Below are 24,785 nucleotides of genomic sequence, written 5' to 3'. Positions count from 1 at the left end.
ATGTTCGTCTTTGCCGGGCTTGACCCGGCAATCCAGGGTAACAAAGCTCTGAGCAAACGGCCCTGGATGCCCGGATCAAGTCCGGGCAAGACAGGTTGTTTGGGCTTGGCGGTCCGGACAAAGGCTCAAACCAAAGGCGAGTGCGATGGCTGAGAAGAAGTGGGTTTATTCCTTCGGTGACGGCAAGGCGGAAGGCGCGGCGTCGTTGCGCGATCTGCTGGGCGGCAAGGGCGCGAACCTCGCCGAGATGTCGAATATCGGTCTGCCGGTGCCGCCCGGCTTCACCATCACCACGGAAGTCTGCACCGCCTTTTATGAAAACGACCGTGCCTTCCCCGCCGGACTGAAGGAACAGGTCGAGAAGGCGCTCGCCGATATCGGCGCGTCGGTCGGCGCGCATTTCGGCGATCCCGCGAACCCGCTCCTCGTTTCCGTGCGCTCCGGCGCGCGCGCCTCCATGCCGGGCATGATGGACACGGTGCTGAACCTCGGCCTCAACGACGAGACGGCGGCGGGCCTCGGCAAGCGCGCGGGCGACGAACGCTTCGCCTATGACAGCTATCGCCGCTTCATCTCGATGTATTCCGACGTGGTGCTCGGGGTCGAGCATCACAACTTCGAAGAGATACTGGAGTATTTCAAGGAAGAGCAGGAATACGCGCTCGACACGGAGCTTTCCGCCGACGACTGGAAGAACGTCATCGCGCGCTACAAGGAGCGCGTGCAGGAAGAACTGGGCAAGCCCTTCCCGCAGGATGTGAACGAACAGATCTGGGGCGCGATCGACGCGGTCTTCGGCTCGTGGCGCAACCGCCGCGCGGAAACCTATCGCCGCCTGCACAACATTCCCGAAAGCTGGGGCACCGCCGTCAACATCCAGGCGATGGTGTTCGGCAATATGGGCGACACGAGCGCGACCGGCGTCGCCTTCACGCGCAATCCCTCGACCGGCGAGAAAGCCTATTACGGCGAGTTCCTTGTGAACGCTCAAGGCGAGGACGTGGTCGCCGGTATCCGCACGCCGCAAAGCCTGACCAAAAAGGCGCGCCTCGAAGGCAACGACAAGAAGCCCTCGATGGAAGAAGCGATGCCCGCCGCCTTCACCGAACTCGCCGCCGTGTTCGAGCGCCTGGAGAAGCATTACCGCGACATGCAGGATGTCGAATTCACGGTGCAGGAAGGCAAGCTCTGGATGCTGCAGACGCGCGCGGGCAAGCGCACGGCGAAAGCGGCATTGAAGATCGCCGTCGAGATGGTGGGCGAGGGGCTCATCGACGAGAAAACGGCCATCGGCCGCGTCGATCCCGCCTCGCTCGACCAGTTGCTGCATCCGACGCTCGACCCCGACGCGCCGCGCGATGTTCTGGCGACGGGCCTGCCCGCATCGCCCGGCGCGGCCTCGGGCGCGGTCGTCTTCAATTCCGACGAAGCCGCCGCCATGCGGCAGGCGGGCAAGGATGTCGTGCTCGTGCGCGTCGAGACGAGCCCGGAAGACATCAACGGGATGCACTCCGCCGTCGCGATCCTGACGACGCGCGGCGGCATGACGAGCCACGCGGCCGTCGTCGCGCGCGGCATGGGGCGGCCTTGCGTCTCCGGCGCGGGCTCCATCCGCATCGACTACAAGACCGAGACTTTCACCGCCGCGGGCGTCACCGTGAAGAAGGGCGACATCGTCACGGTGGACGGCTCGACGGGACAGGTTCTCAAAGGCGAGATCCCGACGCTGCAACCCGAACTCTCCGGCGATTTCGCGACGCTGATGACATGGGCGGACAAGCACCGCCGCATGGAGGTGCGCACCAATGCCGAGACGCCGCACGACGCGGAGACGGCGCGGAAGTTCGGCGCCGAAGGCATCGGTCTCTGCCGTACCGAGCACATGTTCTTCGACGAGGATCGCATCGTCGCCGTGCGGCAGATGATCCTTGCCGACGATCCGAAGGGCCGCGTCGCGCCGCTTGAAAAAATCCTGCCGATGCAGCGCGACGATTTCCGCCAGCTCTTCGAGATCATGCAAGGGCTGCCCGTGACGATCCGCCTGCTCGATCCGCCGCTGCACGAATTCCTGCCGAAGGGCGAAGAGGAAATCGCGCAGGTGTCGAAGGACACCGGCATTCCGGCCGACAAGCTGGCGCGCCGCCTCGCCGACCTCGCGGAGACGAACCCGATGCTCGGTCATCGCGGCTGCCGCCTCGGCATTTCGTATCCCGAGATTTACGAAATGCAGGCGCGGGCGATCTTCGAAGGCGCGCTTCTCGCCGCGAAGGAGACGGGCGCATCCGTGATCCCTGAAATCATGATCCCGCTGGTCGGCATGAAGGCCGAACTCGACTTCCTGAAGACGCGCATCGTTGCCGTGGCGGCGCTGGTCGAGAAGGAGCAGGGCGTGAAACTCGCCTATTCCGTCGGCACGATGATCGAGCTGCCGCGCGCGGCGCTGATGGCGCGTGAAATCGCTTCGTCGGCGGAATTCTTTTCATTCGGCACCAACGATCTGACGCAGACGACCTTCGGCATCAGCCGCGACGACGCCGCACAGTTCATGAACGACTATCTGGGCAAGAAAATCCTGACGCAGGACCCCTTCGTTTCGCTCGATATCGACGGCGTGGGTGAGCTCGTCCGCATCGCGGCGGAGCGGGGAAGGGCGGCGCGGCCCGATATCAAGCTCGGCATCTGCGGCGAACATGGCGGCGACCCGGCATCCATCGCTTTCTGCGAGGAGATCGGCCTCACCTACGTCTCCTGCTCGCCCTATCGCGTGCCGATCGCCCGTCTCGCAGCCGCACAATCGGCGCTCGCAGTTGCGGGAGGCACCGCGCAGGGAAGCGGCACGGCCTGAGCCTCGACGCTATTTTCCGTATGCGGATTGTCCCGTATCGGGATAAAACGTGTACGGAGCATTAATATATATGACGAAATTGAGTCAATTTCATTAACGCTTTGAGTCGTGTGAAATGCGACGTGGGGCACGATTTAACCACGTGCACATAACCCATAATCACACTGCATTACATTTTGTCGCACCGTAAAAGCCCTTGTTACTCAACGACATAGCATTCCGCGCTAATACTGCCGCAATTCGGACATTGTTGCGCCGGAATCCACATGCTACCTCCGTTTCACTGATTAACGGGTAGTGATTGCCCAGGTGTCGATGCGGCATCGGGCTCTGGCACGTTTATAGCGGTGCTGTCCGACAGGCCTCGAAAAGGCTCCCCCAAAGGAGCCGGGCGATTTCCCTAAAGGGGACGCCTAGGGGACTGCAAGAACAACAAAGCAGACGGTTTAGAGAACGATGCGTAAATTGTTTCAATGGCTCGACCTGGGCCACATTGTCGGCGGTGCTGCCCAGACGGCTGCGGCTCTCGTGTGCCTCGGTGTGGTCTCAGGCACCGTTCTCAGCGCCATGGCGACGCCGACGCCGCAGGTCGAACCCCTCCGCAATGCAGCACCCATGATCGCCTATGCGCCGTCTCACGGCCGCGATCTGGCGGGCGCCTTCGCGGGCGACGGTCAGATGTTCGATGCCCATGTGCAGAACGCCAGCATCATTCTTCCCTCGCCCGGCGTGCCGATGGACGTGGACACGCCTCTGGTGCAACTGAAGGCACGCATGCTGGAAGAGGAACGCCGCTGCCTCGCCGCCGGCATCTATTTCGAGGCGCGGGGCGAGTCGACCGAGGGCCAGCTCGCGGTTGCGCGCGTGATCCTCAACCGCGTCGGCTCGGCGAACTACCCGGACAGCATTTGCGGCGTCGTCTATCAGGGCGCGAGCCGCAAGACCGGCTGCCAGTTCTCGTTCACCTGCGACGGCAAGCTGAACAAACTGCCGAATGAACGCCGTGCCTGGGCGAAGGCGCGCCGCACGGCGCAATATGTGACGATGGGCCGGGATATCGACACGACGCTTGCCCCGGCCATGTTCTACCACGCCGACTATGTGCAGCCTTACTGGGCGTCGAGCATGGTGGAGGTCAAGAAGATCGGCCGTCACATCTTCTATCGCCCGGCACGCACCGAAGGTAAGTCCTGACCTTCGGTACGGCCCGGCGAAGCGCTCAGCCCTTTGCGGCTTCCATTTCCTTGAACAGCGCGGCGATGGGCCCCGTCGTCGCGATCTGCTCGCGCACCAGCTCCGGCGCGTTGCCCGCCGCCTTGTCGAGTTCCACAAGCTCCGGCGGCACGAACCAGTGCAACTTGTCCGAGCCGTAAGCCTCCCACACGACCTTCGCAACCTCGACCGGCGGGATCGCGCGGAACATGCCTTCCTTGGGTGCGTTCGCGGCCGTGCCTTCCGGCAGGATCGGCGTGTCGATAAGACCCGGCAACACATCCGCCGCGCGCACGCCGATCAGGCGGAATTCGATGGAGAGCGCTTCGGTCAGCCCCTTCACCGCATGCTTCGTTGCCGAATAGACGGCGATGCCCGGCATGCCGTAGGTGGCGGAGGATGAGGACGTGGTGAAGCAGAGCGAATTCTCCGTCGCCTTCAGAAGCGGCAGCGCCGCATAAATCCCGTTCAGCACGCCGACGAAATTCACATTCACCACGGCCATGATGTCCTCGAACGGCATCTGTTCGAAGAGCCCGCCCTTGCCGATGCCCGCATTGTTGAAGAGGAGGTCGAGCTTGCCGCCCGTCGCCTCGCCGAATTCGGCGACGACGGCGTCATAGGCTGCCTTGTCGGTAACATCGAGTTTGCGCACGAAGCAATTGTCGGGGCCGAGTTCCTTTTCAAGCGCCGCAAGGCCGACGCCGTTGACGTCGAAACAACCGACGAACCAGCCCTTCGCATGAAAAAGCCGCGCCGTCTCGAGCCCCATGCCCGAGGCCGCGCCTGTGATGAAAATGCTCTGCCGCCCGTTCGCCTGTCCCATGAGAGCCTCCCGCCGCTTCTGTGGTTTCGATGGACCGCAGTCTAGCGAAAGATGAGACGGCAAAGCCAATGGGAACTGACGCGTCAGGAGGCCGTCAGGCTATCCCAAGGCATCCGTCAGGAGGCCGTCAGACTATCGAAGTCGAGGCCGATATCGAGGCAGGGCGCGGAATGGGTGATCCAGCCGCAGGAAATGAGATCGACGCCGCTGGCGGCGATGGCGGGCGCCGTTGCTGCCGTGATGCGGCCCGACGCTTCGGCGATGGCGCGGCCGCCGATGCGGCGCACGGCCTCGGCAAGCATTTCCGGCGTCATGTTGTCGAGCAGTACCGCGTCGACGCCCGCGGCAAGCGCCTGGTCGAGCTGGTCGAGCGTGTCGACCTCGACCTCGATCTTGACCATGTGGCCGCTCGCCGCTTTCGCGCGCGCTATCGCGGCGGCGATGCCGCCGGACATGGCGATGTGGTTGTCCTTGATGAGCACGGCATCGTCGAGGCCGAAGCGATGGTTCATGCCGCCGCCGGCGCGCACCGCGTATTTCTCGAACACGCGCAGGCCCGGTGTCGTCTTCCGCGTGCAGCAGACATGAGCTTTCGTGCCTTCGATGGCGCGGGCGATCTCGCGCGTCGAGGTCGCGATACCGGACATGTGGCCGAGGAAATTCAAAGCCACGCGCTCGCCCGTGAGAATGCCGCGCGCCGGCCCCTCGATGGCGGCGATGGTGTCGCCGGGCTCCACATCCGAGCCGTCGCCTTTCACCACCGCGACCTTCAGCAGCGGCTCGACAAGCCGGAAAGCCATGCGCGCGCAATCGAGCCCCGCCACGCGGCCGGGCTGGCGCGCATTGATGAGCACGCGCGCCTTCGCCTCCGCCGGCACGGTCGCCTGCGTGGTGATGTCGCCTGCGCGGCCGAGATCCTCCGCCAGCGCCGCGCGCACGGCAGGCTCGATCATCAGTGCGGGCAGCGGCGTCAGGTGAAGCGTCATAGACAGGCCTGCGCGTCGGCGGCGGTCGCGGCCGGGGCTTCGGCGATGGCGGCTTCGGCGATCCGCGCAGCCTCTTTCAACGTGATGAAGGTGCGATGCCGCCAGGGCGCGCGCGCGGTGGCGAAATCGCTTCGATAGTGGCCGCCGCGGCTTTCCTCGCGTGCATAGGCTGCAGCCGTGATGAGTTTCGCGGTCGTCGCGATATTGCCGAAGAGGCTCGCAGGCCCCGCCGCGCGTTCGAGCCGCGCGATTTCGCCGAGCGCGAAGGCGAGCCCCGGCGCATTGCGCTCCACGCCGACATGCGCCGTCATGATCTGGCGAAGCTGCGCCAGCATCGGCGCCTCGGGGGTGGAGGCGGAACCGAGCACCGGCGGCGCCACATGGGCGCCCGCGCGGGCACCGGGTACGGAGCCGTCGATATCGGCGGCGATGCGCGCGCCGAAGACGATGGCCTCGAGAAGCGAATTGCTGGCAAGACGGTTCGCGCCGTGCATGCCGGTCGAGGCGACTTCGCCGCAGGCCCAGAGCCCCTCGATGCTGCTCCGGCCGCGCGCATCCACATGAATGCCGCCCATGTGGTAGTGCGCGGCGGGCGCGACCGGGATCGGTTGACGCGCCGGGTCGATGCCGAGCGACATGCAGGTCTCGTAAACGGTCGGGAAGGCGGTGGCGAAGCGCTCGCCGAGCGCTGCCCGTGCGTCGAGAAAGGCACCACGCCCCGCCTCGATCTCGCGGAAGATCGCGCGCGCCACGATATCGCGCGGCGCGAGTTCTGCGTCGGCGTGAATGGCCGGCATGAAGCGCCGGCCTATATTGTCGATCAGGACCGCACCTTCGCCCCGCAGCGCCTCGGTGACGAGCGGCGCCGGGTCGCGCGGAGAGGCGATGGCGGTCGGATGGAACTGCACGAATTCCGGATCCGCGATCAGCGCGCCCGCGCGCGCCGCCATGGCGACGCCTTCGCCGCGTGCCTGAAGCGGATTGGTGGTGACCGCGAAAAGCTGGCCGACACCGCCGCTCGCCAACACGACGGCGCGCGCCTTGATGAGCAGCGGCTGAGGCGCGGTGGCGGCATGGGCCGGCCGGGCGAAAATTCCGACAGCGCGTCCGTTCTCGATGGCAAGTTCATAGGCCGAGAGTCCCTCCATCACGCGGATGGAAGGCGTGGCGCGCACGGCGGCGACAAGCGCCTGCATGATGGCCTTGCCGGCCTGATCGCCCTTCACGCGGACGATACGGCGGTGGCTGTGCGCGGCCTCGCGGCCCGCCGAGAGCTTGCCCTCGATGTCGCGGTCGAAGGGGACGCCGAGCTTCAGCAGATCCTCGATGCGGAAGGCCGCTTCGCGTGCGATCGAAAGCGCGGCTTCCTCGTCCACCGTGCCCGCGCCCGCCGCGATCGTGTCGGCGGCGTGGGATTCGGCCGTGTCGCCCGCTTCGATGGCCGCTGCGATACCGCCCTGCGCCCAGGCGCTCGACGCGCCGTCGCCGATGGGCGCGCCCGCGAGCACGGTGACGGGACGCGGGCTGAGTTTCAGCGCCGTGAAGAGGCCCGCAAGCCCCGCGCCGACGATCAGAACGTCGCCGGCATCGACGATGTTGCCCTGAGCCATGATGGCGTCTCCCGAGACCTTGTCAGTTGCCGAGATTGATCATCCGCTCGACGGCCTGCCGTGCACGAACGGCGACGGCAGGATCGACGGTCACTTCCTCGCGCATATAGACGAGGCTCTCGAGAATGTTCTTCAGCGAGATACGCTTCATATGCGGGCAGAGGTTGCAGGGACGCACGAACTCGACGTTCGGATTTTCCACCGCGACGTTGTCGCTCATGGAGCACTCGGTCACCATGACGACGCGCTTCGGCTGATGTTCCTTCACCCAGTTGATCATGCCGGACGTGGAGCCGGAGAAATCGGCTTCCGCCACGACTTCCGGCGGGCATTCGGGATGCGCGATGATGACGATGTTCGGGTCGTCGCGGCGATACTGGCGCAGTTCCTCGGCCGTGAAGCGCTCATGCACTTCGCAATGGCCCTTCCAGGTAAGGATTTTCACATCCGTCTGCTTGGCGATGTTCTTCGCCAGGAACTCGTCCGGAATGCAGAGCACGCGGTCGACGCCGAAGCTCTCCACGATCTTCAATGCGTTGGAAGAGGTGCAGCAGATGTCGCTCTCCGCCTTCACTTCGGCGGACGTGTTCACATAGGTAACGATCGGTACGCCCGGATAAGTCTCGCGCAGCAGGCGCACATCGGCGCCCGTGATCGAGTCGGCGAGCGAGCAGCCCGCCTTAACATCGGGGATGAGCACGGTCTTGTGCGGGTTGAGCAGCTTCGACGTCTCGGCCATGAAGTGGACGCCGCACTGCACGATCACGTCGGCATCGACCTTCGCCGCTTCCTTGGCAAGCTGCAGGCTGTCGCCCGCGATGTCGGCGACGCAATGGAAGATTTCCGGCGTCTGGTAGTTATGCGCGAGCACAACGGCGTCGCGCTCTTTCTTCAGCCGGTTGATGGCGTGGATATAGGGCGCAAAGAAGGGCCACTCGACCGACGGAATGACGTTCTTCACCTTCTCGTAGAGAGGCGCCATCTCCTTCGCGAGGCCGGGCGTGTATTCAAGCTCGGGCATCTCCAGCGGCTTGAACTTGCGCGCTCCTGCGGGCGTTACGCTGCCCGTCTTTTGCTGCTGCATGCTACCTGCGAGGGCCATGATGACCTCCCTGTTCGCTGCCCATATATACTCACTGTGAGTATATATAAGGGATCAAAAACACCGGCACTCCGAGAGGGCCGGGCTCTAACGATAGATATGCTACGCTTGAGTATTATCAAGCGTCAACAAGGAATATCCCGCTTGCGCGATGCGCGCCGTTCAAAATAGGGCAGCCTGAAAAGATCAATGTTTTCTGACGCTTGGATATAGGTAGCCGCCCAGCGCGCCGAGCAGGACATTGGCCACCAGCACGGCTACCGTGAAAGCCGTTGGCGGCACCAGAAATGTCATGGCGATCAATCCCCAGAGCACATTGAGGACGGGCGACAAGGCGCCATGCAGCACGGGCCGCGTTTGGGCTTGTCGCGCCGCGAGATAGCCCGCCGCCACGGGCGCTGCCAGCGCCAGCATCGAGAACCAGGACTGCTCGAAATCTGCCGCAGTGCCGCCGTTGAACAGCACTGGATAGAGCGCGCCCAGGATCATGATGAGAACGAGCATCAGCACGAAACCGAAGATCGAGCTGACAAGAATTGCCTTGATGGAAATGCCGTTCATGCTCCGTCTCCCGATGATCAGCTGTTGGCACGGCTGCGCGAAGGCGCAAGCTTGAGGCCGGGCGCCGGGCGCTCGTTCAGCACTTCGCGGCGGAAGCGGAATTGCTCGGCGGGCCGTCCGCCCGTGCGCGTCGACATGCGTCCCGTCCGTTCCACGAGGCCGGCATTCTCGACCAGCCGCCGGAAATTCTGCTTGTGGACATGAAGACCCAGCAGCGCCTCCACGGTCTTCTGCAACTCATAAAGCGTGAAAGCCGGCGGCATCAGTTCGAAGGCGACAGGCCTGTACTTGATCTTCGCGCGCAGGCGGCTCATGGCCGTCGCGAGAATGCGCCGGTGATCGAACTGCATCGGCCGCCCGAGCTGCGGCGCCTGTCCGTTGAGAAGTTTCTGGGCGTTCGGCCGCCCGTCGCGCGCCGCTTCCAGCAGCAGCCCCGCGCTGTAGAGAAGTTCGTAGCGCTCCAGCGCCTTTTCATCGTCCCATGCGACGCCGTCCACGCCGAAGCAGAGGCGCATCCGGTCGCGGCGCTTGCCGCGGGCAAGTTCCTCCGGCGAGGCTTCGCTTTGCCGTCCCGCCCACTCGCGCAGCAGCGGCACGATCACCTGGTCGATGATCTGAGGCTTGCCGTCGCGCCAGTCCTCCCACGGGAAATGCTGATACCAGTCGCGCCATGCGGCGCCCTTCAGCGCCTCGTCATGGCTGCGCGTCAGCGCCAGATAGCCAACCGAAACGACATGCTCTCCCGGCGCTTCCACTTCCAGCGAATGCCGCCCCCGGTCGCCGAACGTGTAAAGCTGTTCGACATAGCCGAGCTCGATCTGCGTCTGCTCCTGAACCCATGAGCGCAGGCCGATTTCGAGGGTACGGTGACGCAGCGGATTGAACGGACCGAAGGGCAGCGCGTCCCAGCCACTCGCGCCGTCCGTTTCATTATGCGGTACGACGAGAATTTTCGGCTCGTCGTCGGAAACGGTGACGATGGCCGCGTTGAGGCCGATGACGACGGCCTTGTCCGCGCGCATCGCCGCCTCGGCGGCGGACTGAACGGATGGCTTTACGCGCACCTTGGTCATGCCCCTCAGCGGCTCCCCGGATGGAGCGAAGCCTGACGATCGAGGCCCGGTCGGAGCGGAATGGAAAAGAGTTCGCCTTCCCAGCAGGCGCGTCCGGGGCCGAGCGCCTCGACCGCGGCCGACATCCGCCCTTCGCGCATCAGAAGCTCATCGGCGAGCTTGACCATCAGCCGGTTCGGATGTGCATGGGAACCGCACATGCGCACATGCCGCGCAAGTTCGTCCTCTGGATGCGCCTCGTTGATCGTGCAGAGCGCGATGAATGCCGCCGCCGTCGAACGGCTGATCCCGGCCCAGCAGTGAACGAGAAGCGGGTTCTGCTGGTCCCACCCGCGCACGAAGTCGATCAGCGCCGACACATGCCCGGCACTGGGTGGCACGAGGTCGTCGATCGCTTCCGCGATGTCGTTGATGCCGATCCGCAAGTGACGGTCGGGCAGAATGCCCTCCGGCGTACCGATCATCGTTTCGGGATCGAGCAGGCTGACGAGATGCGAAGGCCGGATGTCGCGGATCGCATCTTCGACGGCACTTAGAGGGCTTACATAAATCATCTGTCGCTCGTCGGCGGCTGAATCGTGGCGAAGTGGAACATACGATCCTAATAACACAAATTTGTGCAAAGCCGGGCCGAAATCCAGCGTTGGCGGGCCTTTATGGGTTCGAATCGCCGTCCGCCAGTTCCGCAAACCGCTTCAGGAACCGCGCCTGGGCTTTCTTCGTCGGCAGCGGTTCGATGGCCATGGGGGTCAGCCCGCGAGGCCGCCCGAAGATCCGCGCTGCCTCCTCGTCGGAGAAACCGGCGATCTGCGTCGCTTCGAAAAAAGCCGAGGCCTTGTCCGCCCGCTTGATGAGGTCTTCCACGCTCTGCGGCAGTTCCGCGGGCAACCCGAAGCGCATGTGAATGGCGGCGGCGAGCCGGTGTTCAAACGCCTTGTAGTCGATGCCGAGCGCCGCCTTGAACGGACTTATCATGTCGCCGATCACATATTCGGGCGCATCGTGCAGCAGCGCCGCGAGCCGCCACTTCACAGGCCAGCCCGGCCTGAAGCGGGCGCAGATATCGTCCACCAGCACGCAATGCTCGGCGACGGTGAAGGCGTGGTCGCCTTCCGTCTGTCCGTTCCACCGCGCCACGCGCGCAAGCCCGTGTGCGATATCGTCGATCTCGACATCGAGCGGCGAGGGATCGAGCAGGTCCAGGCGCCGCCCGCTCAGCATGCGTTGCCAGGCGCGGGGCTTCGGAGCGGTTTCGCGTTTTCCGTCGTGCGATGCCATGAGATGCCGGAGTTGAAAGTGAAGGCGCAACTTAGGGCGGACGGGAAAGCTTGTCACCCGCTGCCCGATCCAGCCGGGCCTCCGCCGTCGGCTGATCCGCCGCAGGCCGCTCGTTTGCCCCGGGCAGCGGCGCAGCATACAGTTGCGGCACAAGAAACGCCTGCGGCAAGGCCGCTGAAACGGGACGAATATGGCTGTTGAACCTGTTCCTGCCGAGATGCTTTATCGTGCCTGCGATGTGGGCCAGTTCACATTCGAGACCACGGCCGAGCTTGACGATCATGCGGGCCTCGTGGGCCAGGAGCGCGTGCTGGAGGCGCTCCGTTTCGGCACCGGCATCCGCCGCCAGGGCTACAACATCTTCGTGCTGGGGCAGGATGGCGCGGGAAAGCACGAGGCCGTCCTGCGCTTCCTATCCGGCGTCGCGCTCAAGGAGCGCGCGCCCTCCGACTGGGTCTATGTCAACAATTTCCGGACGCCCCACAAGCCGGTCGCCCTTGAACTCGGCGCCGGCACCGGCCGCGCGCTGAAGGAGGGCATGGCGCGCCTGATCGACGACCTCAAGGTCACGATCCCCTCGATCATCGAGAGCGAGGAATACCAGAACCGCCGCCAGTCGATAGACGAGGAATATCAGGAGAAGCAGGAACAGGCCTTCGAGGAATTGCGCGCCAAGGCCGAGACGCAGGAAATCGCGCTCCTCCGCACGCCCGCCGGCTTCGCGCTCGCACCCGTGCATGACGGCAATGTGCTGAAGCCGGACGAATTCAACAAGCTCCCCGAGCAGGAACGCAAGCGGATCGAAAACACCATCGAGACGCTGCAGAAGGAGCTTGCCGAAACCATCGAGCATGTGCCGGGCTGGGAGAAGGAGCATCGCCAGCGTGTCCGCGCGCTCAACCGCGAGGTCGCCGAACGCGCCGTGGAGCGCGCCATGCGCGAACTGCGCTCGCTCTTCGAGGGCATGACGGCGGTCGCCGCCTGGCTCACCGCGGTGATGGGCGATCTCGTCGAGAATATCGGCATGTTCGCAAGCGGCGGCGATGCGGTGCCGGAGCAGCAGCGCGCAATCATCGCCATGCAGGCCGCGATGCAGGGCCGCGGTCCCGATCTCGGCGCAAGCGATCCCCTCCGCCGTTACGAAGTCAACATCGTCGTCGACAACAGCAACGAAGCCCGCAAGAGCGGTTCCTCCAAATGGCGCGCGCAGGACATCGCGGACGCGGGCGGCTATATCGGCGGCGGCGCCCCGATCCTCTACGAAGACCATCCGACCATGGCGAACCTGCTCGGCCGCGTCGAGCACATGCCGCAGATGGGCGCGCTCGTCACCGATTTCACGCTCATCAAGCCGGGCTCGCTCCACCGCGCCAATGGCGGCTACCTCCTTATCGACGCATTGAAGCTGCTGCGCGAGCCGCTCGCCTGGGAAGCGCTGAAGCGCGCCATTCGCCGCCGCAAGGTCGTGATAGAAAGCGCCGGCGAGTATCTGAGTCTCATCAGCACCGTGACGCTGGAGCCCGATCCGATCCCGCTCGACATCAAGATCATCCTCTTCGGCGACCGCTATCTCTACTACATGCTGAGCAACCTCGACCCGGATTTCGGCGAACTTTTCAAGGTCGCCGCCGACTTCGAGGACGAGATCGACCGCGAGCCCGACAACGATCAGCTCTACGCCGGCCTGATCGCGAGCACATGCCGCGAGGAAGGCCTGTTACCGCTCGACCGTTCCGGCGTCGGCCGCGTCATCGAGCGTTCCTCGCGCCAGGCGGAAGACGCCGAGAAGCTCTCCACCGTCATGCGCCCCATCGTCGATCTCCTGTGCGAGGCCGACCACATCGCCCGCAGCGAAGCCGCCGCCGCAATTTCGGCGCATCACATCGACGAAGCCGTCGACGCGCAGATCGCCCGCGCTGACCGTCTGCGCGAACGCAGCCTCGAAATGATCACGCGCGACATCGTCATGATCGACACCGAGGGGGAGCGCGTCGGCCAGGTGAATGGCCTCTCGGTCCTCTCCATGGGCAGCGTCTCCTTCGGCCGCCCGAGCCGCATCACCGCGCGCGTCCGTATGGGCCTCGGCAGTGCCCGCGTCATCGACATCGAGCGCGAGGTGGCGCTGGGCGGCCCGATCCACACCAAAGGCGTGCTCATCCTGTCGGGCTACATCTCGGGTCAGTTTCTCCCCGCCATTCCTCTTTCCATGAGCGCCAGCGTCGTCTTCGAGCAATCCTACGGCGGCGTCGACGGCGACAGCGCTTCTTCCGCCGAGCTCTACGCACTCATCTCCGCGCTTGCCGAAGCGCCCATTGCGCAGGGCCTCGCCGTCACCGGTTCGGTCAATCAGCTCGGCGAGGTGCAGGCGATCGGCGGCGTCAACGACAAGATCGAAGGCTTCTTCGACATCTGCATGCGCCGCGGCCTCACCGGCGATCAGGGCGTGCTGATCCCTGCCTCCAACGTGAAGCACCTTATGCTCCGGCAGGACGTCGTCGACGCTGTGGAGCGCGGCATGTTTGCGATCTATCCTGTTGAGCATGTGGAGGAAGGCGTCGAACTGCTGATGGGCGCTCCCGCCGGCATACGCGGACCGGACGGAAAATTCCCCGACGGCAGCATCTATGCGCGCACCGAGCAGAGGCTCGCCGCCTTCGCCGACAACCAGATCCGCTTTGCCCAGCGTCCGGCGGACGAGAGCGGCACAAACGGGAGGAAGGGGGCGTAATGGCGGCCCCGAAAAAGACGGAGCCCGAAAAGACCGAGGCGCCCGAGACGCGGGTCGTGATCGGCCTCGACACCTCGCTGGTTGCGCGCGAGGCCCTTTCTCTTGCCGCGCGTCTTGCGGCCTCGGTCGATGCGCGCCTGAAGGGTGTCTTCGTCGAGGATGAAAACCTGCTGACGCTGGCCGACCTGCCGTTTGCCCGCGAAATTTCCCTTTCCGGCGAAATCCGCAGCGTCGATCCGGAACGTATGCTCCGTGCGATGAAGGCGCAGGCCGAAAGCGTTCGCCGCACGCTCGCGCGGATCGCGGCCGAGGCGAATGTGGACTGGAGCTTCGATGTCCGCCGCGGCCGCCCGCTCGCCTCGCTCGCCGCGAGCGCCGGTGCGGATGATACGCTTGTCATCCGCTCGCCCGGCTCCGCCTCGCGCGAAGTCGGCCGCACCGTCCGCGCGGCAACGCGGGAAGTTCATGCCGACGTGCTCCTTGTGGGGCGTGGCGTCGGTCTCCGCGCATCGCTCGCCAAAACCCGGCTCGCCGCGCCCGCGCGCCCCGCCAACGCGCTTCAGGCCGTCATGCCGGGCCGTCCCGTCGCCACCGTCGACGAAGGCTCGAGCCTGGCCGAAAGTTGCGCCGCCTTTGCCGAAACCCTTGCCGCGCGCATCGGCGCCCCCTTCCGGCGCCTTTCCGCGAAGGGTAAATCCGCCGCCGATATCGCGGATGCCGCCCGCCGGGACGGCGTCGGTTTGATCGTGGTCAATGCGGCCTGGCTCGGCGATGATGAGGATGCGGCGCGTCTTTCGGCATCTGCCGGATGTCCTGTATTGATTCTCGGTTCGGAGCGCGCCCCGCGTCCCGCGCCGTCCCACATGGAAGATGGAGGCTGATATGTCCGTCCGTAAGATTCTCGTCCCTCTCGCCGGCCGGCCCGAGGATGATGAAGTGCTGGCGACGGCGCTTTCGGTCGCTCGCGATTTCAAGGCGCAGCTTGTCGGGCTGTTCGCGCGTCCGGATCCGAGCGAGGCGCTGCCCTATCTCGGCGACGGCGTTTCGGGGCAGGTGATCGAGGATCTGATGCAGGCCGCGCGCGAAGGTGCGGATCAGGCTTCCGCTCGCGTCCGTGCCGCATTGGAAAAATCCGCCGCCGCAATGGGCATCCCCGTCGCTGTGAAGGGCGCGGACCCGCAATTGCCCTCCGCCCGCTTCCTCGACGTGACCGGCCGCCGCGACGAAGTCGTCGCCGCGCATAGCCGCCTCTCCGATCTCATTGTCTTCGGCGAGGGCACCACCGGAACGGCGGGCGGCACGGCGCTTGAAGCGGCCATGATGAGCGCGGGCCGTCCGGTCCTGATTGCGCCGAAGAAGGCATGGTCGCCGGTCGGCGGCACCGTCGCCATCGGCTGGGACGACAGCGCCGAAGCCGCGCGCGCCGTCACGGCCGCGATCCCCTTCCTCGAAAGAGCGAAGTCGGTCACCATCCTCTGCATCGGCGGCAAGGAACTGGACCCCACTCCCGGTTCCACGCTCGCCGATTATCTGGCGCTTCACGGCGTCGTCGCGGATGTGCATCTCGTCGACGCGCAGACCCGTGCATACGGCGAGGTGCTGCTCGAACAGGCGGAGAAATCGAAAACCGATCTCCTCGTCATGGGCGGCTACAGCCACAGCCGCCTTCGCGAATTCATCATCGGCGGGGCGACACAGCATATCCGCTCTCACGCCACCATCCCCGTCCTGATGGCGCACTGAAACCACGCATAGAAGAAACGGAAATTCCGATGACCCTCTACCATGTCCACATGACGCTTGCCCGCAACGAGGAGTTCCCCGACGGTTCGCCCGCGCACGGTTACGATCTCGTCGTGCCGCTCGACGGCGAAATGAAGCTCGACCCCGAAGCCTGGAAGGCCCATGCCAAGGAATGCCTCGTGCGGCGCTTCTGGCGTGGCGAGCCCGACCAGAAGGGGCTTCTCCGCCATATCGGCCGTGGCTGGGTGATCGACTACGATGCGACGACGCGCGAAGGCGACGAGCCCTTCTTCAAGCTCGACCGTCACGAGTTCAAGGCGGGGGAATATCTTTCCGTTACCGAACAGGACGGCGACATGCTCACCTTCCGCATCGTCACGGTCGAACCGCTGAAGAAGTAGTTCCGGGCGGGCGGGAAGCTACGCCCGCTTTCTCACCAGCACATTGCCGGCCGAATATCCCGCCCCGAAGCTGCAGATCAGTCCGAGATCGCCTTCCTTCAGGTCTTCGTTGAATTTGCTGAAGGCGATGATGGAGCCTGCCGAACTCGTATTGGCGTATTCGTGCAGGATATTCGGCTGCTCGCCCGGCTCCGGGTCGCGGCCCAGCACCTTGCGGCCGATGAAGTCGTTCATGCTCTTGTTGGCCTGATGCAGCCACATGCGCTTCAGGTCCTTCGGGTCGAGCCCTTCATCCGCCATGTGCTCGAGGATGAGCTGCGAAACCATCGGCACGACTTCCTTGAAGACCTTTCGACCTTCCTGCACGAACAGCTTGTCCTTCGCACCGATGCCTTCCGGCGTCGCGCGGTTGAGGAAACCGAAATTGTTGCGGATGTTGTTCGAGAATTTCGTCAGCAGCCGTGTGCCGAGAATTTCCCAGGCGCCCTTCGCGGTACAGGTCTCCTCGCGCTCGACGACGATCGCCGTGGCGACATCGCCGAAAATGAAATGGCTGTCGCGGTCGCGGAAGTTGAGATGCCCCGAGCAGATTTCCGGGTCGACGATCAACACGCAATCGACCGAGCCCGAGCGCAGCATGTCGTAGGCCGTCTGGATGGCGAAAGTGGCCGACGAGCAGGCGACATTCATGTCGAAGCCGAACCCCTCGATGCCGAGCAACTCTTGAACCTCGACGGCGATGGCGGGGTAGGGACGTTCGAGATTCGAACACGCAACCAGCACCGCGTCGATATCCGCGGCCGTCTTGTTGGCGCGCTTCAGGGCCTTCTGCGCGGCGTCGACCGACATTTCCGCGAGGATCGACGGCTCGTCGTTGGAGCGCTGCCGCAGGCGCGGCGCCATGATCTCCGGATCGACGATGCCGGACTTGTCCATCACGTAACGGGATTCGATGCCCGACGCCTTCACGATGAATTCGACGCTCGATTGGTTGAGCGGCTCGACCTCGCCCCGCTCGATCTCCGCCGCATGCGTCTTGTTGTATTTATCTACATACGTATTGAAGGTCTCGACGAGTTCCGCATTGCTGACGGAATAAGGCGGCGTAAAAACGCCCGTCCCGCTGATGACGACTTTGGTCACTGTCCACCCGATTCTTCTTGATCTCGTTGCCGGCGTGCATCCTGGGTCTTTTGATCGGTTATACCCGGAATGAAATGATGCGGCTTTCCCCCAGCCACGGAGGTTAAAATAGAACAGCTATGCGGAGGATTCCACTGTGGAACGGCAGGGAATGGAGGGGGAGCAGGGCATGGGCAATGAAGGGCAGGCGGAAGAAGGCGGGTTTGCGCTCCCCGGCGCGCCTTACGAGGGCGCAGCGCTGCGTGCGTTAACGCTCGGGGACATGGCGGAACTGGCTTTCGTATTGGCGGCCGAAGGTGTCGCCAATGCCGCGTCGCCCCTGCGTAAACCGGCCTTCGCCACCGTTTCGGCCACTGGCGCCCCGGCCCTCAGAACGGTTTTTCTCCGCGATCTCGACCGCGCCTCGCGCGCACTCTTCGCCTTCACCGACGCCCGCTCGATAAAAGTTGCCGAACTCGCACGCGATCCGCGCGCATCGCTCCTCCTTTATGAGCCGCGCTGCGATGTTCAGGTCAGGCTTTCGGGAAGAGCGAGGATTCGGACGGAGGACGATGGGGCGGAAGCCGCATGGCAGGGGGCGCCCCTGTCGAGCCGCCGCGCCTACCTCGTCACCGCTGCCCCCGGAACGGCAAGTGCGATGCCGGTTTCGGGATTGCCCGCCGATGTCGAAGGCGTGATCCCGTCTGCCGAACGGCTGGACCAGGGACGCCGGAATTTTGCGTTGCTCGAATTTACCTTCGACGACGCGGATGTGGTGGTGCTCAGCCGCACGGGCCACCGCCGCGCCCGCATCCGCTGGCAGGCGGACGCGGCGCGGATGGAATGGCTCATACCCTAGTTCAGATCATCGACGCGGTGCGCGTCCCGTTCTCGCTGCTGTCGCTTCGCGTCGTGTCGCTCTTGGTGTCGCCGTTGCCGGATTTGCCACCGATGCGGGCCGTCTCCGCCTTGTCGTCCGGCTTGGCGTCGTCGGCCGCGCGGATTTCGCCGCTCACCTGTCCGCCTTGCTCGACCTTCAGTTCGCCATAACGCACCGTGCCGGTAACGCGCCCCGACGAATTGATCGTCAGGCACTTCTTCACGGTCAGCGTGCCGTCGAATTTGCCGTTCACCTCGGCTTCGTCGACTGTCGCCTCGCCGCGCACGTCGCCGGTTTCGGAGATGGTCAGCGTTCCGCTTTCGATGGTCGCCTGCACGTCGCCCTCGATGACGAGCGAGTCGCAGGACTGGATCTTGCCTTCGAGCTTCAGTCCCCGGCCCACATGCAGGTTGGCGGCAGGTGCGGGAGCAGCGGACGAAGGATGAGTCGATTGAAGAGTGCGCACGGGCGGCTTCCTTACTTGATAGGATGGGGTGATGACGCGCGTACCGGCATTGTCGCGGTCGCGCTCGTCCGGGTTTATGTCCGGCGGTGTTTGAGTCGGCGTGACGTCTTCCGCGCGTACGCCGGAAGACCCAGGCGTTGGCGCCGGATCGGAATCGGAAACACCCTTTGGGCGCTTGAACATTTGATTTCCCCTCCACTGGCTGGAACAAGCGTAGAATAGAGTTCCAACGTGGCCCGTATGTGCCGACAATGTGGCGGAACATTGATTCCGCCGACACAGCAGGACATAACGACGCTTAATTATTGGTTGGAGATTCCAACCATTGCGGAACAAGTCGCGTGTCGGGGACAGGTGACGAGGTGGTCGTTGACGATGCCGACCGCCTGCGCGAAGGCATAAACGATCGTCGGTCCGCAAAATTTGAAGCCGCGCGCCTTCAGCGCCTTCGACATCGCGACGCTCATCGGCGTTTCCGCCGGCACGTCGGTGATGCGCTTCCATTTGTTCACTTGCGGCACACCGTCGGTGAACGCCCAGAGGAAGTCGGCGAAGCTGCCGTCCTTCTCCATGATGTCGAGATAAGCGCGCGCATTGCCGATCGTCGCTTCGATCTTGCCGCGATGGCGGATGATGCCGGGGTTCTTCAGCAGTTTCTCCACCTTCGCCGGCGTATAGCGCACGATCCGTTCCGGCTCGAAGCCGTCGAAAGCCTCGCGGAAACTCTCGCGTTTTCTCAGGATCGTGATCCACGAGAGGCCGGCCTGGAATCCGTCGAGCACGAGCTTCTCGAAAAGCGCCCGATCGTCATATTCCGGCACGCCCCATTCGTCGTCGTGATAGGCCACATAGAGCGGGTCTTCGCCCGGCCACGGGCATCGTTTCGTCTCAGTCGCCATCGCCCGTGCTCGCTTCCTCGTCGCTGCCGTCGAGATCGATATGCAGCCATGACGGCACTTCCGGCCGGATTTCCGAATAGCCCGCTTCCAGCACCGAGCCGCGAATGAGATCGAGCCGCAGCAGTGCCAGCACGCGCGACGTTTCTTCGTCGCCGGACAGCACCGTGCCCACTTCGCGCGCGACACCCTTCACCTGCGTTCCATGCGGCGGCAGATCGCCTTCCACATGCGCCGGCAGCAGCCGTTTCCGTACGCTGCCGCGCCGTTTCGTCCGCGAGGTAACCTCCTGCCCGACGAAGCAGCCCTTGTGGAAATCGATCCCGTTAAGCTCCGCTATATTCACCTCGAGAGGAAAGGTCCGATCCGGTTCAAAATCCTGCGCGGCATCGCCCACGCCGAGCATTATTCGCAGCCGGTGGTACTCTTCCTCGCCCGCCGCCCGCGCTTTCGCCGCCGAAATTGCACCCTCGGCATCGCCCGAAGCCAGGATGGCCCGCCGTCCCATGCCGGGAAGCCGGGGGTCCGCGAAGCCCGGGCCCTCGGCGAGCGGGCTCCCGTCCTCGTTCCACAGCGCCAGCACGGTCGTCGTGTCGCTCAGGTCCTCGATGGTCGCCTTGGCCCGCAGCTTGTACATGGTGAGCCGCTTCACCAGCGCATCCGCCCGCGCGCCGTCGCAATCGAGCAGCACGGCGTCCTTGTCGGCGGGGTCGGCGGCAATGAAGAAATCGAACAGGAATTTGCCCTGCGGCGTCAGCAGCGCGGCGTAAACGGCCGTATCGCCGCTCGCAAGCTCGACATTGTTGGTGACAAGGCCCTGCAGGAAGCTCCGCGCCTCCGGGCCCGCGACCCTCAGAACCCCGCGCTTCGAAAGCGCCGAGGCCAACGCCCCTGTCATGTCCTGCCTCGTTCCGTTCCGGCCATCAGATGTAGGCCCGGCGAGGGCGGTCCGCAAGCACCCGGAACCTTGGCAGCGGCGCCCCGGCCACTTATAACCCGGTGAACCCCGAGGCTGGCGGTTCGCCCGTCCTTCGCGCCGCTGGCGGATTTTATATGCGTATTCTCTTTATTGCCTCCAACCGCATCGGCGATGCGGTCCTGTCGACGGGTCTCCTCGGCGGCCTGATCGAGCGCTATCCTGGCGCCGAATTCTGGGTCGCCTGCGGCCCGCTCGCGACCGGCGTTTTCCGCCACGCGCCGGGCGTCACCCGCATCATCGAAATGCGCAAGGAAAAGCGCGCCGGCCACTGGCGCAAACTCCTCAAGGCCACGATGTTCCACCGCTTCGAGGCGGTGATCGACCTGCGCGGCTCCGCGACCGCCTGGCTGCTATGGACGCGGAAGCGCCACATCCTCAAGCCCGATCACACGCTGCACCGCGTCGTCCACAACGCAAATGTGGCGGGCTTCTCGCCGCCGCCCGATCCGCGCGTCTGGCCGGGTGCTGAACTGCAGGCCCGCGCCCGTACCGTGATCCCGGACGGCATGCAGGTCCTTGCCATCGGCCCCGCCGCCGCCTGGGAGGGCAAGATGTGGCCGGCGGACCGTTTCGCCGAACTGGCCCGGCGCCTGCTCGGACCCGGCGGCGCCATGGAAGGCGCGCATCTTCTCGTAACGGGCGGTCCGGGCGACCGCGCGGCCTGCCAGCCGGTCCTCGACGCCGTGCCTGAATCGCACCGCATCGACCTCGTGGGTGCCGCCATCGACGAAACCGCCGCCTGCTTCGAGCGCGTCCGCCTCTATGTCGGCAACGATTCCGGCCTCATGCACCTTGCCGCCGCCGCCGGCGCGCCTACCGTCGGTCTTTTCGGGCCGAGCGACGACGCCATCTATGCGCCCTGGGGTCCGAAGACCGTTGCCGTGCGGGTCCCGCGCGCAGTGGGCGAGGTCCGGGCGGGGGAGGGCGTGGAGAAAGACTGGCACGGCCGCAACCACATGGAAGACCTCGCGGTCGAAACGGTCCTGGAAGCCGCCACCGCCTTGCTGGCACAAACGGACGTGAGCGGCCAGAATGCCGTGCCCATCTTGGAAAAAGGAAATTTGTCGTGAGCATGACCTGCGATCTCGTCTTCCGGGGCGGCACCATCGTCAATCATGACGGCACCGGCCTCGCCGATGTCGCGGTAAAGGACGGCCGCATCGCCGCCATCGGCGATCTCTCGCGCGTCTCCGCCGCCGAGACGATCGACGTGAGAGGGCTCCACATCCTCCCCGGCGTCGTCGACAGCCAGGTCCACCTGCGCGAGCCCGGCAACGAACACAAGGAAGACCTCGCCTCGGGCGGCCGCGCCGCCGCGCTCGGCGGCGTCACCTCCGTCTTCGAAATGCCGAACACCGCCCCGCCGACCACGACGCCCGACGCCATCGCCGACAAGGTCGCCCGCGCCCGCCACCGCATGTATTGCGACTTCGCCTTCTACGGCGGCGCCACCACGCAGAATGTCGACATCCTCGCCGACATCGAGCGGACGCCCGGCTGCTGCGGCATCAAGGTCTTCATGGGCTCCTCCACCGGCACGTTGCTCGTTGAAAAGGACGAGGACGTGCTGCGCGTGCTGAAGGCGATCAACCGCCGTGCCGCCTTCCATTCGGAAGACGAGTTCCGCCTGCGCGAACGCCGCGAGCTGGCACTGCTCGGCCATGTCGAGACGCATCATGTCTGGCGCGACGCCGAAGCCGCCCTTCTCTGCACCACGCGCGTTCTCCGCCTCGCGCGCGAAGCCGGCAAGCGCATCCATGTGCTGCACATCTCAACAGCCGATGAAATGCCGATCCTCGCGCAGAACAAGGACATCGCCACCGTCGAAGTCACGCCGCAACACCTGACGCTCGCCGCGCCCGAATGCTACGAGGCGCTCGGCACGCTGGCGCAGATGAACCCACCCATCCGCGGCCACGAACATCGCGCCGGTCTGTGGGAAGGTCTCGCCGCCGGCATCGTTGACGTGCTCGGCTCCGACCACGCGCCGCATACCATCGAAGAAAAGGAACAGACCTATCCGAAGTCGCCCTCCGGCATGCCCGGCGTGCAGACGCTGGTGCCGGTGATGCTCAACCATGTGAACGAAGGCCGCCTGACGCTGCAGCGTTTCGTGGACCTGACATCGGCCGGCCCGCAGCGCATCTTCGGCATGTCCCGCAAGGGCCGCCTCGCGGTCGGCTACGACGCCGACCTCACCATCGTCGACATGTCGGCCACCCGCACGATCGAGGATAAATGGATCGCCTCGAAATGCGGCTGGACGCCCTATAACGGCATGACCGTCAAAGGCTGGCCCATCGGCACCATCGTCCGCGGCCACCGCGCCATGTGGGAAGACGAACTGGATGCGGAAGCGACCGGCGAACCGATCACCTTCGTCGAGAACCTCCCGCGCCACTGAAAATCATCGTCATTGCGAGCGACCGCAGGGAGCGAAGCAATCCAGGGGCGGCAGGCTCCGCCTTTGCAGCTTCTGGATTGCTTCGTCGGCTTCGCCTCCTCGCAATGACGAGGAGGGTACTAATGAATCGTCGCCACGAAATCCGCCCGGATCAGCTCGCTCGGATGGATCACCCGCCGCGTACCGACGCGCACCGAATGAATCGGTCCCTCAAGCTCCCGCGACCAGAAGTCGAGAAACCTGGAGAGCGCCGGATATTTCGGTTCGAGGTCGTAATCCTGCCAGAGATAGCTCTGCAGCAGCTTCGGATGGTCGGGCATCCGGTAGAGAATTTCGGCCGTCACCAGCCGGTAGCCTTCGATCAGCTTCTTCAGTTCCGAAACCTGTTTCACGCAACGCCCTCCAGATCGAACAATCCAGAACAGAACATGTGTCAGTGAATCGTAGTCACCAAAATTACACACGTCGATATTGACAAACGCTGAAGCAAGCCGATTCGTTCAACAAAATCAGGGACTTGGCACTCTCTTCCCGCGGTGAGTGCCAGCCGTCTCCCGCGCCGCCGCAGGGCCGTCCCTCCGCTGCTTGACCCCGCGCCGGATTTGGGTTCGTTTGTCGCCACAACAGGCACAAAAATAGCCACCCGGAAGCGTCAAACAGGAAGCCCGACCCATGACCGATACGTTCCGCGCCATCCGCGTCTCGAAGGGCGAAGCCGGCCCGAAAGCCGAATTCGTGAACCTCACCGAAGCCGATCTGATGGAAGGCGACGTCACCGTCGCGGTCGATTATTCGACGGTGAACTACAAGGACGGCCTCGCCCTCACCGGCAAGGCGCCGATCATCCGTTCCTTCCCGCTCATCCCGGGCATCGACTTCTCCGGCAAGGTCGAGAAATCCTCCCATGCCGGTTTCAAGCCCGGCGACCGCGTCGTGCTGAACGGCTACGGCGTCGGCGAAGGCCACAATGGCGGCTATGCGCAGAAGGCGCGCGTGAAGGGCGACTGGCTGGTGAAGCTTCCCGACGCGATCTCGAACGAGCGCGCCATGGCCATCGGTACCGCCGGCTACACCTCCATGCTCTGCGTCCTCGCGCTCGAACATAATGGCGTCACGCCCGCAAGCGGCCCCATCCTCGTCACCGGCGCGGCGGGCGGCGTCGGCTCCGTCGCCATCGCGCTCCTCTCGAAGCTCGGCTACACGGTGATCGCTTCCACCGGCCGCGCCTCGGAAGCTGATTACCTGAAATCCCTCGGCGCCTCCGAAATCGTCGACCGCAACGAGCTTTCCGCCCCCGGCAAGCCCATCGGCAAGGAACGCTGGGCCGGCGCCGTCGATGCCGTCGGCAGCCACACGCTGGCAAACGTCCTCGCCATGACGAAATATGGCGGCACGGTCGCTGCCTGCGGCCTTGCGCAGGGCATGAACCTTCCCGCTTCCGTCGCGCCCTTCATCCTGCGCGGCGTCACGCTCGCCGGCATCGACAGCGTGATGGCGCCGATGGCAAAGCGCGTCGAAGCTTACAAGCGCCTCGCCACCGACCTCGACATGAAGAAGCTCGACGCCATGAGCTTCCGGGCGAAGCTCGACGACGTGCCGAAGCTCGCGGAAGAAATCATCGCGGGCCATGTGCGCGGACGCGCCGTCATCGACGTGAATGCGTGAGCGGCCGG

Annotated in this window: 23 protein-coding genes; 10 read left to right on the top strand and 13 right to left on the bottom strand. The window is 64.8% G+C overall.

Annotation, left to right across the window (positions count from 1 at the left end):
- The first annotated feature begins 145 nt into the window (after nucleotides 1-145).
- Nucleotides 146-2,845, top strand: a complete 2,700-nt coding sequence (ppdK, locus tag Q8S60_RS15765; protein ID WP_305276258.1) for a pyruvate, phosphate dikinase — start codon at nucleotides 146-148, stop codon at nucleotides 2,843-2,845.
- Between the two features lie 456 nt (nucleotides 2,846-3,301).
- A complete protein-coding gene (locus Q8S60_RS15760) occupies nucleotides 3,302-4,039 on the top strand; it encodes a cell wall hydrolase (RefSeq protein WP_305276259.1) in 738 nt (245 codons plus the stop codon).
- A 25-nt stretch (nucleotides 4,040-4,064) separates the two neighbouring features.
- Here the strand turns inward: Q8S60_RS15760 and Q8S60_RS15755 are convergent, their stop codons facing one another.
- The 8 genes from Q8S60_RS15755 to Q8S60_RS15720 form a co-directional block, all read right to left on the bottom strand.
- Nucleotides 4,065-4,883, bottom strand: a complete 819-nt coding sequence (locus Q8S60_RS15755) for an SDR family oxidoreductase (protein ID WP_305276260.1) — start codon at nucleotides 4,881-4,883, stop codon at nucleotides 4,065-4,067.
- A gap of 116 nt (nucleotides 4,884-4,999) precedes the next feature.
- A complete protein-coding gene (nadC, locus tag Q8S60_RS15750; protein ID WP_305276262.1) occupies nucleotides 5,000-5,869 on the bottom strand; it encodes a carboxylating nicotinate-nucleotide diphosphorylase in 870 nt (289 codons plus the stop codon).
- Nucleotides 5,866-7,479: an L-aspartate oxidase gene (locus tag Q8S60_RS15745; RefSeq protein ID WP_305276264.1), complete on the bottom strand. Its 1,614-nt coding sequence runs from the start codon at nucleotides 7,477-7,479 to the stop codon at nucleotides 5,866-5,868. Before Q8S60_RS15745 ends, nadC begins: the two co-directional genes overlap by 4 nt.
- Nucleotides 7,480-7,501: 22 nt before the next feature.
- Nucleotides 7,502-8,563: a quinolinate synthase NadA gene (nadA, locus tag Q8S60_RS15740; protein WP_370867266.1), complete on the bottom strand. Its 1,062-nt coding sequence runs from the start codon at nucleotides 8,561-8,563 to the stop codon at nucleotides 7,502-7,504.
- 204 nt (nucleotides 8,564-8,767) lie between these two features.
- Nucleotides 8,768-9,142 carry a hypothetical protein gene (locus Q8S60_RS15735; protein ID WP_305276267.1) on the bottom strand — a complete coding sequence of 125 codons (375 nt, stop codon included), beginning with the start codon at nucleotides 9,140-9,142 and terminating at the stop codon, nucleotides 8,768-8,770.
- Between the two features lie 17 nt (nucleotides 9,143-9,159).
- Nucleotides 9,160-10,215, bottom strand: a complete 1,056-nt coding sequence (locus Q8S60_RS15730) for an NAD regulator (protein WP_305276269.1) — start codon at nucleotides 10,213-10,215, stop codon at nucleotides 9,160-9,162.
- A 5-nt stretch (nucleotides 10,216-10,220) separates the two neighbouring features.
- Complete coding sequence (locus tag Q8S60_RS15725; RefSeq protein ID WP_305276271.1) at nucleotides 10,221-10,769, bottom strand: tyrosine phosphatase family protein; 549 nt, start codon at nucleotides 10,767-10,769, stop codon at nucleotides 10,221-10,223.
- Nucleotides 10,770-10,869: 100 nt separating this feature from the next.
- Entirely contained in the window at nucleotides 10,870-11,493 is a 624-nt protein-coding gene (locus Q8S60_RS15720; protein WP_305276273.1) for an HD family hydrolase, read from the bottom strand.
- Nucleotides 11,494-11,683: 190 nt separating this feature from the next.
- On the opposite strand from Q8S60_RS15720, the gene Q8S60_RS15715 reads away from it, so the two are divergent.
- Genes Q8S60_RS15715 through Q8S60_RS15700 form a run of 4 tightly spaced genes read left to right on the top strand, consistent with a single transcriptional unit; the run spans nucleotide 11,684 to nucleotide 16,365 of the window.
- Nucleotides 11,684-14,221 (top strand): Lon protease family protein, encoded by a 2,538-nt coding sequence (locus Q8S60_RS15715; protein WP_305276275.1) that lies wholly within the window; start codon nucleotides 11,684-11,686, stop codon nucleotides 14,219-14,221.
- Nucleotides 14,221-15,102: a hypothetical protein gene (locus Q8S60_RS15710; RefSeq protein WP_305276276.1), complete on the top strand. Its 882-nt coding sequence runs from the start codon at nucleotides 14,221-14,223 to the stop codon at nucleotides 15,100-15,102. The genes Q8S60_RS15715 and Q8S60_RS15710 overlap by 1 nt, the downstream gene beginning before the upstream one ends.
- A gap of 1 nt (nucleotide 15,103) precedes the next feature.
- Nucleotides 15,104-15,964 carry a universal stress protein gene (locus Q8S60_RS15705; RefSeq protein WP_305276278.1) on the top strand — a complete coding sequence of 287 codons (861 nt, stop codon included), beginning with the start codon at nucleotides 15,104-15,106 and terminating at the stop codon, nucleotides 15,962-15,964.
- 29 nt (nucleotides 15,965-15,993) lie between these two features.
- Nucleotides 15,994-16,365 carry a hypothetical protein gene (locus Q8S60_RS15700; protein WP_305276280.1) on the top strand — a complete coding sequence of 124 codons (372 nt, stop codon included), beginning with the start codon at nucleotides 15,994-15,996 and terminating at the stop codon, nucleotides 16,363-16,365.
- 18 nt (nucleotides 16,366-16,383) lie between these two features.
- On the opposite strand, the gene Q8S60_RS15695 is transcribed toward Q8S60_RS15700, so the two are convergent.
- Entirely contained in the window at nucleotides 16,384-17,508 is a 1,125-nt protein-coding gene (locus Q8S60_RS15695; protein WP_305276281.1) for a beta-ketoacyl-ACP synthase III, read from the bottom strand.
- 136 nt (nucleotides 17,509-17,644) lie between these two features.
- Between Q8S60_RS15695 and Q8S60_RS15690 the strand changes: the two genes are divergently transcribed.
- The gene (locus Q8S60_RS15690; RefSeq protein ID WP_305276282.1) at nucleotides 17,645-18,346 is read left to right on the top strand and encodes a pyridoxamine 5'-phosphate oxidase family protein; all 702 of its coding nucleotides are present in this window, start codon (nucleotides 17,645-17,647) and stop codon (nucleotides 18,344-18,346) included.
- Nucleotide 18,347: 1 nt separating this feature from the next.
- Here Q8S60_RS15690 and Q8S60_RS15685 read toward each other — a convergent pair whose 3' ends face one another.
- The 3 genes from Q8S60_RS15685 to Q8S60_RS15675 form a co-directional block, all read right to left on the bottom strand.
- Nucleotides 18,348-19,016 (bottom strand): polymer-forming cytoskeletal protein, encoded by a 669-nt coding sequence (locus tag Q8S60_RS15685; RefSeq protein ID WP_305276283.1) that lies wholly within the window; start codon nucleotides 19,014-19,016, stop codon nucleotides 18,348-18,350.
- A gap of 119 nt (nucleotides 19,017-19,135) precedes the next feature.
- The gene (locus tag Q8S60_RS15680; RefSeq protein ID WP_305276284.1) at nucleotides 19,136-19,732 is read right to left on the bottom strand and encodes a DNA-3-methyladenine glycosylase I; all 597 of its coding nucleotides are present in this window, start codon (nucleotides 19,730-19,732) and stop codon (nucleotides 19,136-19,138) included.
- Nucleotides 19,722-20,627, bottom strand: coding sequence for a folate-binding protein YgfZ (locus tag Q8S60_RS15675; RefSeq protein ID WP_305276285.1), 906 nt, complete (start codon nucleotides 20,625-20,627; stop codon nucleotides 19,722-19,724). The genes Q8S60_RS15680 and Q8S60_RS15675 overlap by 11 nt, the downstream gene beginning before the upstream one ends.
- Before the next feature lie 155 nt (nucleotides 20,628-20,782).
- On the opposite strand from Q8S60_RS15675, the gene Q8S60_RS15670 reads away from it, so the two are divergent.
- Nucleotides 20,783-21,778 (top strand): glycosyltransferase family 9 protein, encoded by a 996-nt coding sequence (locus Q8S60_RS15670; RefSeq protein ID WP_305276286.1) that lies wholly within the window; start codon nucleotides 20,783-20,785, stop codon nucleotides 21,776-21,778.
- Nucleotides 21,775-23,112: a dihydroorotase gene (locus Q8S60_RS15665; protein ID WP_305276287.1), complete on the top strand. Its 1,338-nt coding sequence runs from the start codon at nucleotides 21,775-21,777 to the stop codon at nucleotides 23,110-23,112. Before Q8S60_RS15670 ends, Q8S60_RS15665 begins: the two co-directional genes overlap by 4 nt.
- A gap of 119 nt (nucleotides 23,113-23,231) precedes the next feature.
- On the opposite strand, the gene Q8S60_RS15660 is transcribed toward Q8S60_RS15665, so the two are convergent.
- Nucleotides 23,232-23,504, bottom strand: a complete 273-nt coding sequence (locus tag Q8S60_RS15660) for an usg protein (RefSeq protein ID WP_305276289.1) — start codon at nucleotides 23,502-23,504, stop codon at nucleotides 23,232-23,234.
- A gap of 280 nt (nucleotides 23,505-23,784) precedes the next feature.
- On the opposite strand from Q8S60_RS15660, the gene Q8S60_RS15655 reads away from it, so the two are divergent.
- On the top strand, nucleotides 23,785-24,777 hold the full coding sequence (locus tag Q8S60_RS15655; RefSeq protein ID WP_305276291.1) for an MDR family oxidoreductase: 993 nt from the start codon (nucleotides 23,785-23,787) through the stop codon (nucleotides 24,775-24,777).
- Nucleotides 24,778-24,785: the final 8 nt, after the last annotated feature.

The organism is Parvibaculum sp. (assembly GCF_030694575.1).
Taxonomy (GTDB): Bacteria; Pseudomonadota; Alphaproteobacteria; order Parvibaculales; family Parvibaculaceae; genus Parvibaculum.
The sequence above is the reverse complement of the archived record's forward strand: the minus strand, read 5'-3'. Positions and strand labels throughout refer to the sequence as shown.

Coding starts and splice junctions, on each gene's coding strand:
- ppdK (WP_305276258.1), top strand. CDS start 146: ATGGCTGAGAAGAAGTGGGTTTATTCCTTCGGTGACGGCAAGGCGGAA.
- Q8S60_RS15760 (WP_305276259.1), top strand. CDS start 3,302: ATGCGTAAATTGTTTCAATGGCTCGACCTGGGCCACATTGTCGGCGGT.
- Q8S60_RS15755 (WP_305276260.1), bottom strand. CDS start 4,883: ATGGGACAGGCGAACGGGCGGCAGAGCATTTTCATCACAGGCGCGGCC.
- nadC (WP_305276262.1), bottom strand. CDS start 5,869: ATGACGCTTCACCTGACGCCGCTGCCCGCACTGATGATCGAGCCTGCC.
- Q8S60_RS15745 (WP_305276264.1), bottom strand. CDS start 7,479: ATGGCTCAGGGCAACATCGTCGATGCCGGCGACGTTCTGATCGTCGGC.
- nadA (WP_370867266.1), bottom strand. CDS start 8,563: ATGCAGCAGCAAAAGACGGGCAGCGTAACGCCCGCAGGAGCGCGCAAG.
- Q8S60_RS15735 (WP_305276267.1), bottom strand. CDS start 9,142: ATGAACGGCATTTCCATCAAGGCAATTCTTGTCAGCTCGATCTTCGGT.
- Q8S60_RS15730 (WP_305276269.1), bottom strand. CDS start 10,215: ATGACCAAGGTGCGCGTAAAGCCATCCGTTCAGTCCGCCGCCGAGGCG.
- Q8S60_RS15725 (WP_305276271.1), bottom strand. CDS start 10,769: ATGATTTATGTAAGCCCTCTAAGTGCCGTCGAAGATGCGATCCGCGAC.
- Q8S60_RS15720 (WP_305276273.1), bottom strand. CDS start 11,493: ATGGCATCGCACGACGGAAAACGCGAAACCGCTCCGAAGCCCCGCGCC.
- Q8S60_RS15715 (WP_305276275.1), top strand. CDS start 11,684: ATGGCTGTTGAACCTGTTCCTGCCGAGATGCTTTATCGTGCCTGCGAT.
- Q8S60_RS15710 (WP_305276276.1), top strand. CDS start 14,221: ATGGCGGCCCCGAAAAAGACGGAGCCCGAAAAGACCGAGGCGCCCGAG.
- Q8S60_RS15705 (WP_305276278.1), top strand. CDS start 15,104: ATGTCCGTCCGTAAGATTCTCGTCCCTCTCGCCGGCCGGCCCGAGGAT.
- Q8S60_RS15700 (WP_305276280.1), top strand. CDS start 15,994: ATGACCCTCTACCATGTCCACATGACGCTTGCCCGCAACGAGGAGTTC.
- Q8S60_RS15685 (WP_305276283.1), bottom strand. CDS start 19,016: ATGTTCAAGCGCCCAAAGGGTGTTTCCGATTCCGATCCGGCGCCAACG.
- Q8S60_RS15680 (WP_305276284.1), bottom strand. CDS start 19,732: ATGGCGACTGAGACGAAACGATGCCCGTGGCCGGGCGAAGACCCGCTC.
- Q8S60_RS15675 (WP_305276285.1), bottom strand. CDS start 20,627: ATGACAGGGGCGTTGGCCTCGGCGCTTTCGAAGCGCGGGGTTCTGAGG.
- Q8S60_RS15670 (WP_305276286.1), top strand. CDS start 20,783: ATGCGTATTCTCTTTATTGCCTCCAACCGCATCGGCGATGCGGTCCTG.
- Q8S60_RS15655 (WP_305276291.1), top strand. CDS start 23,785: ATGACCGATACGTTCCGCGCCATCCGCGTCTCGAAGGGCGAAGCCGGC.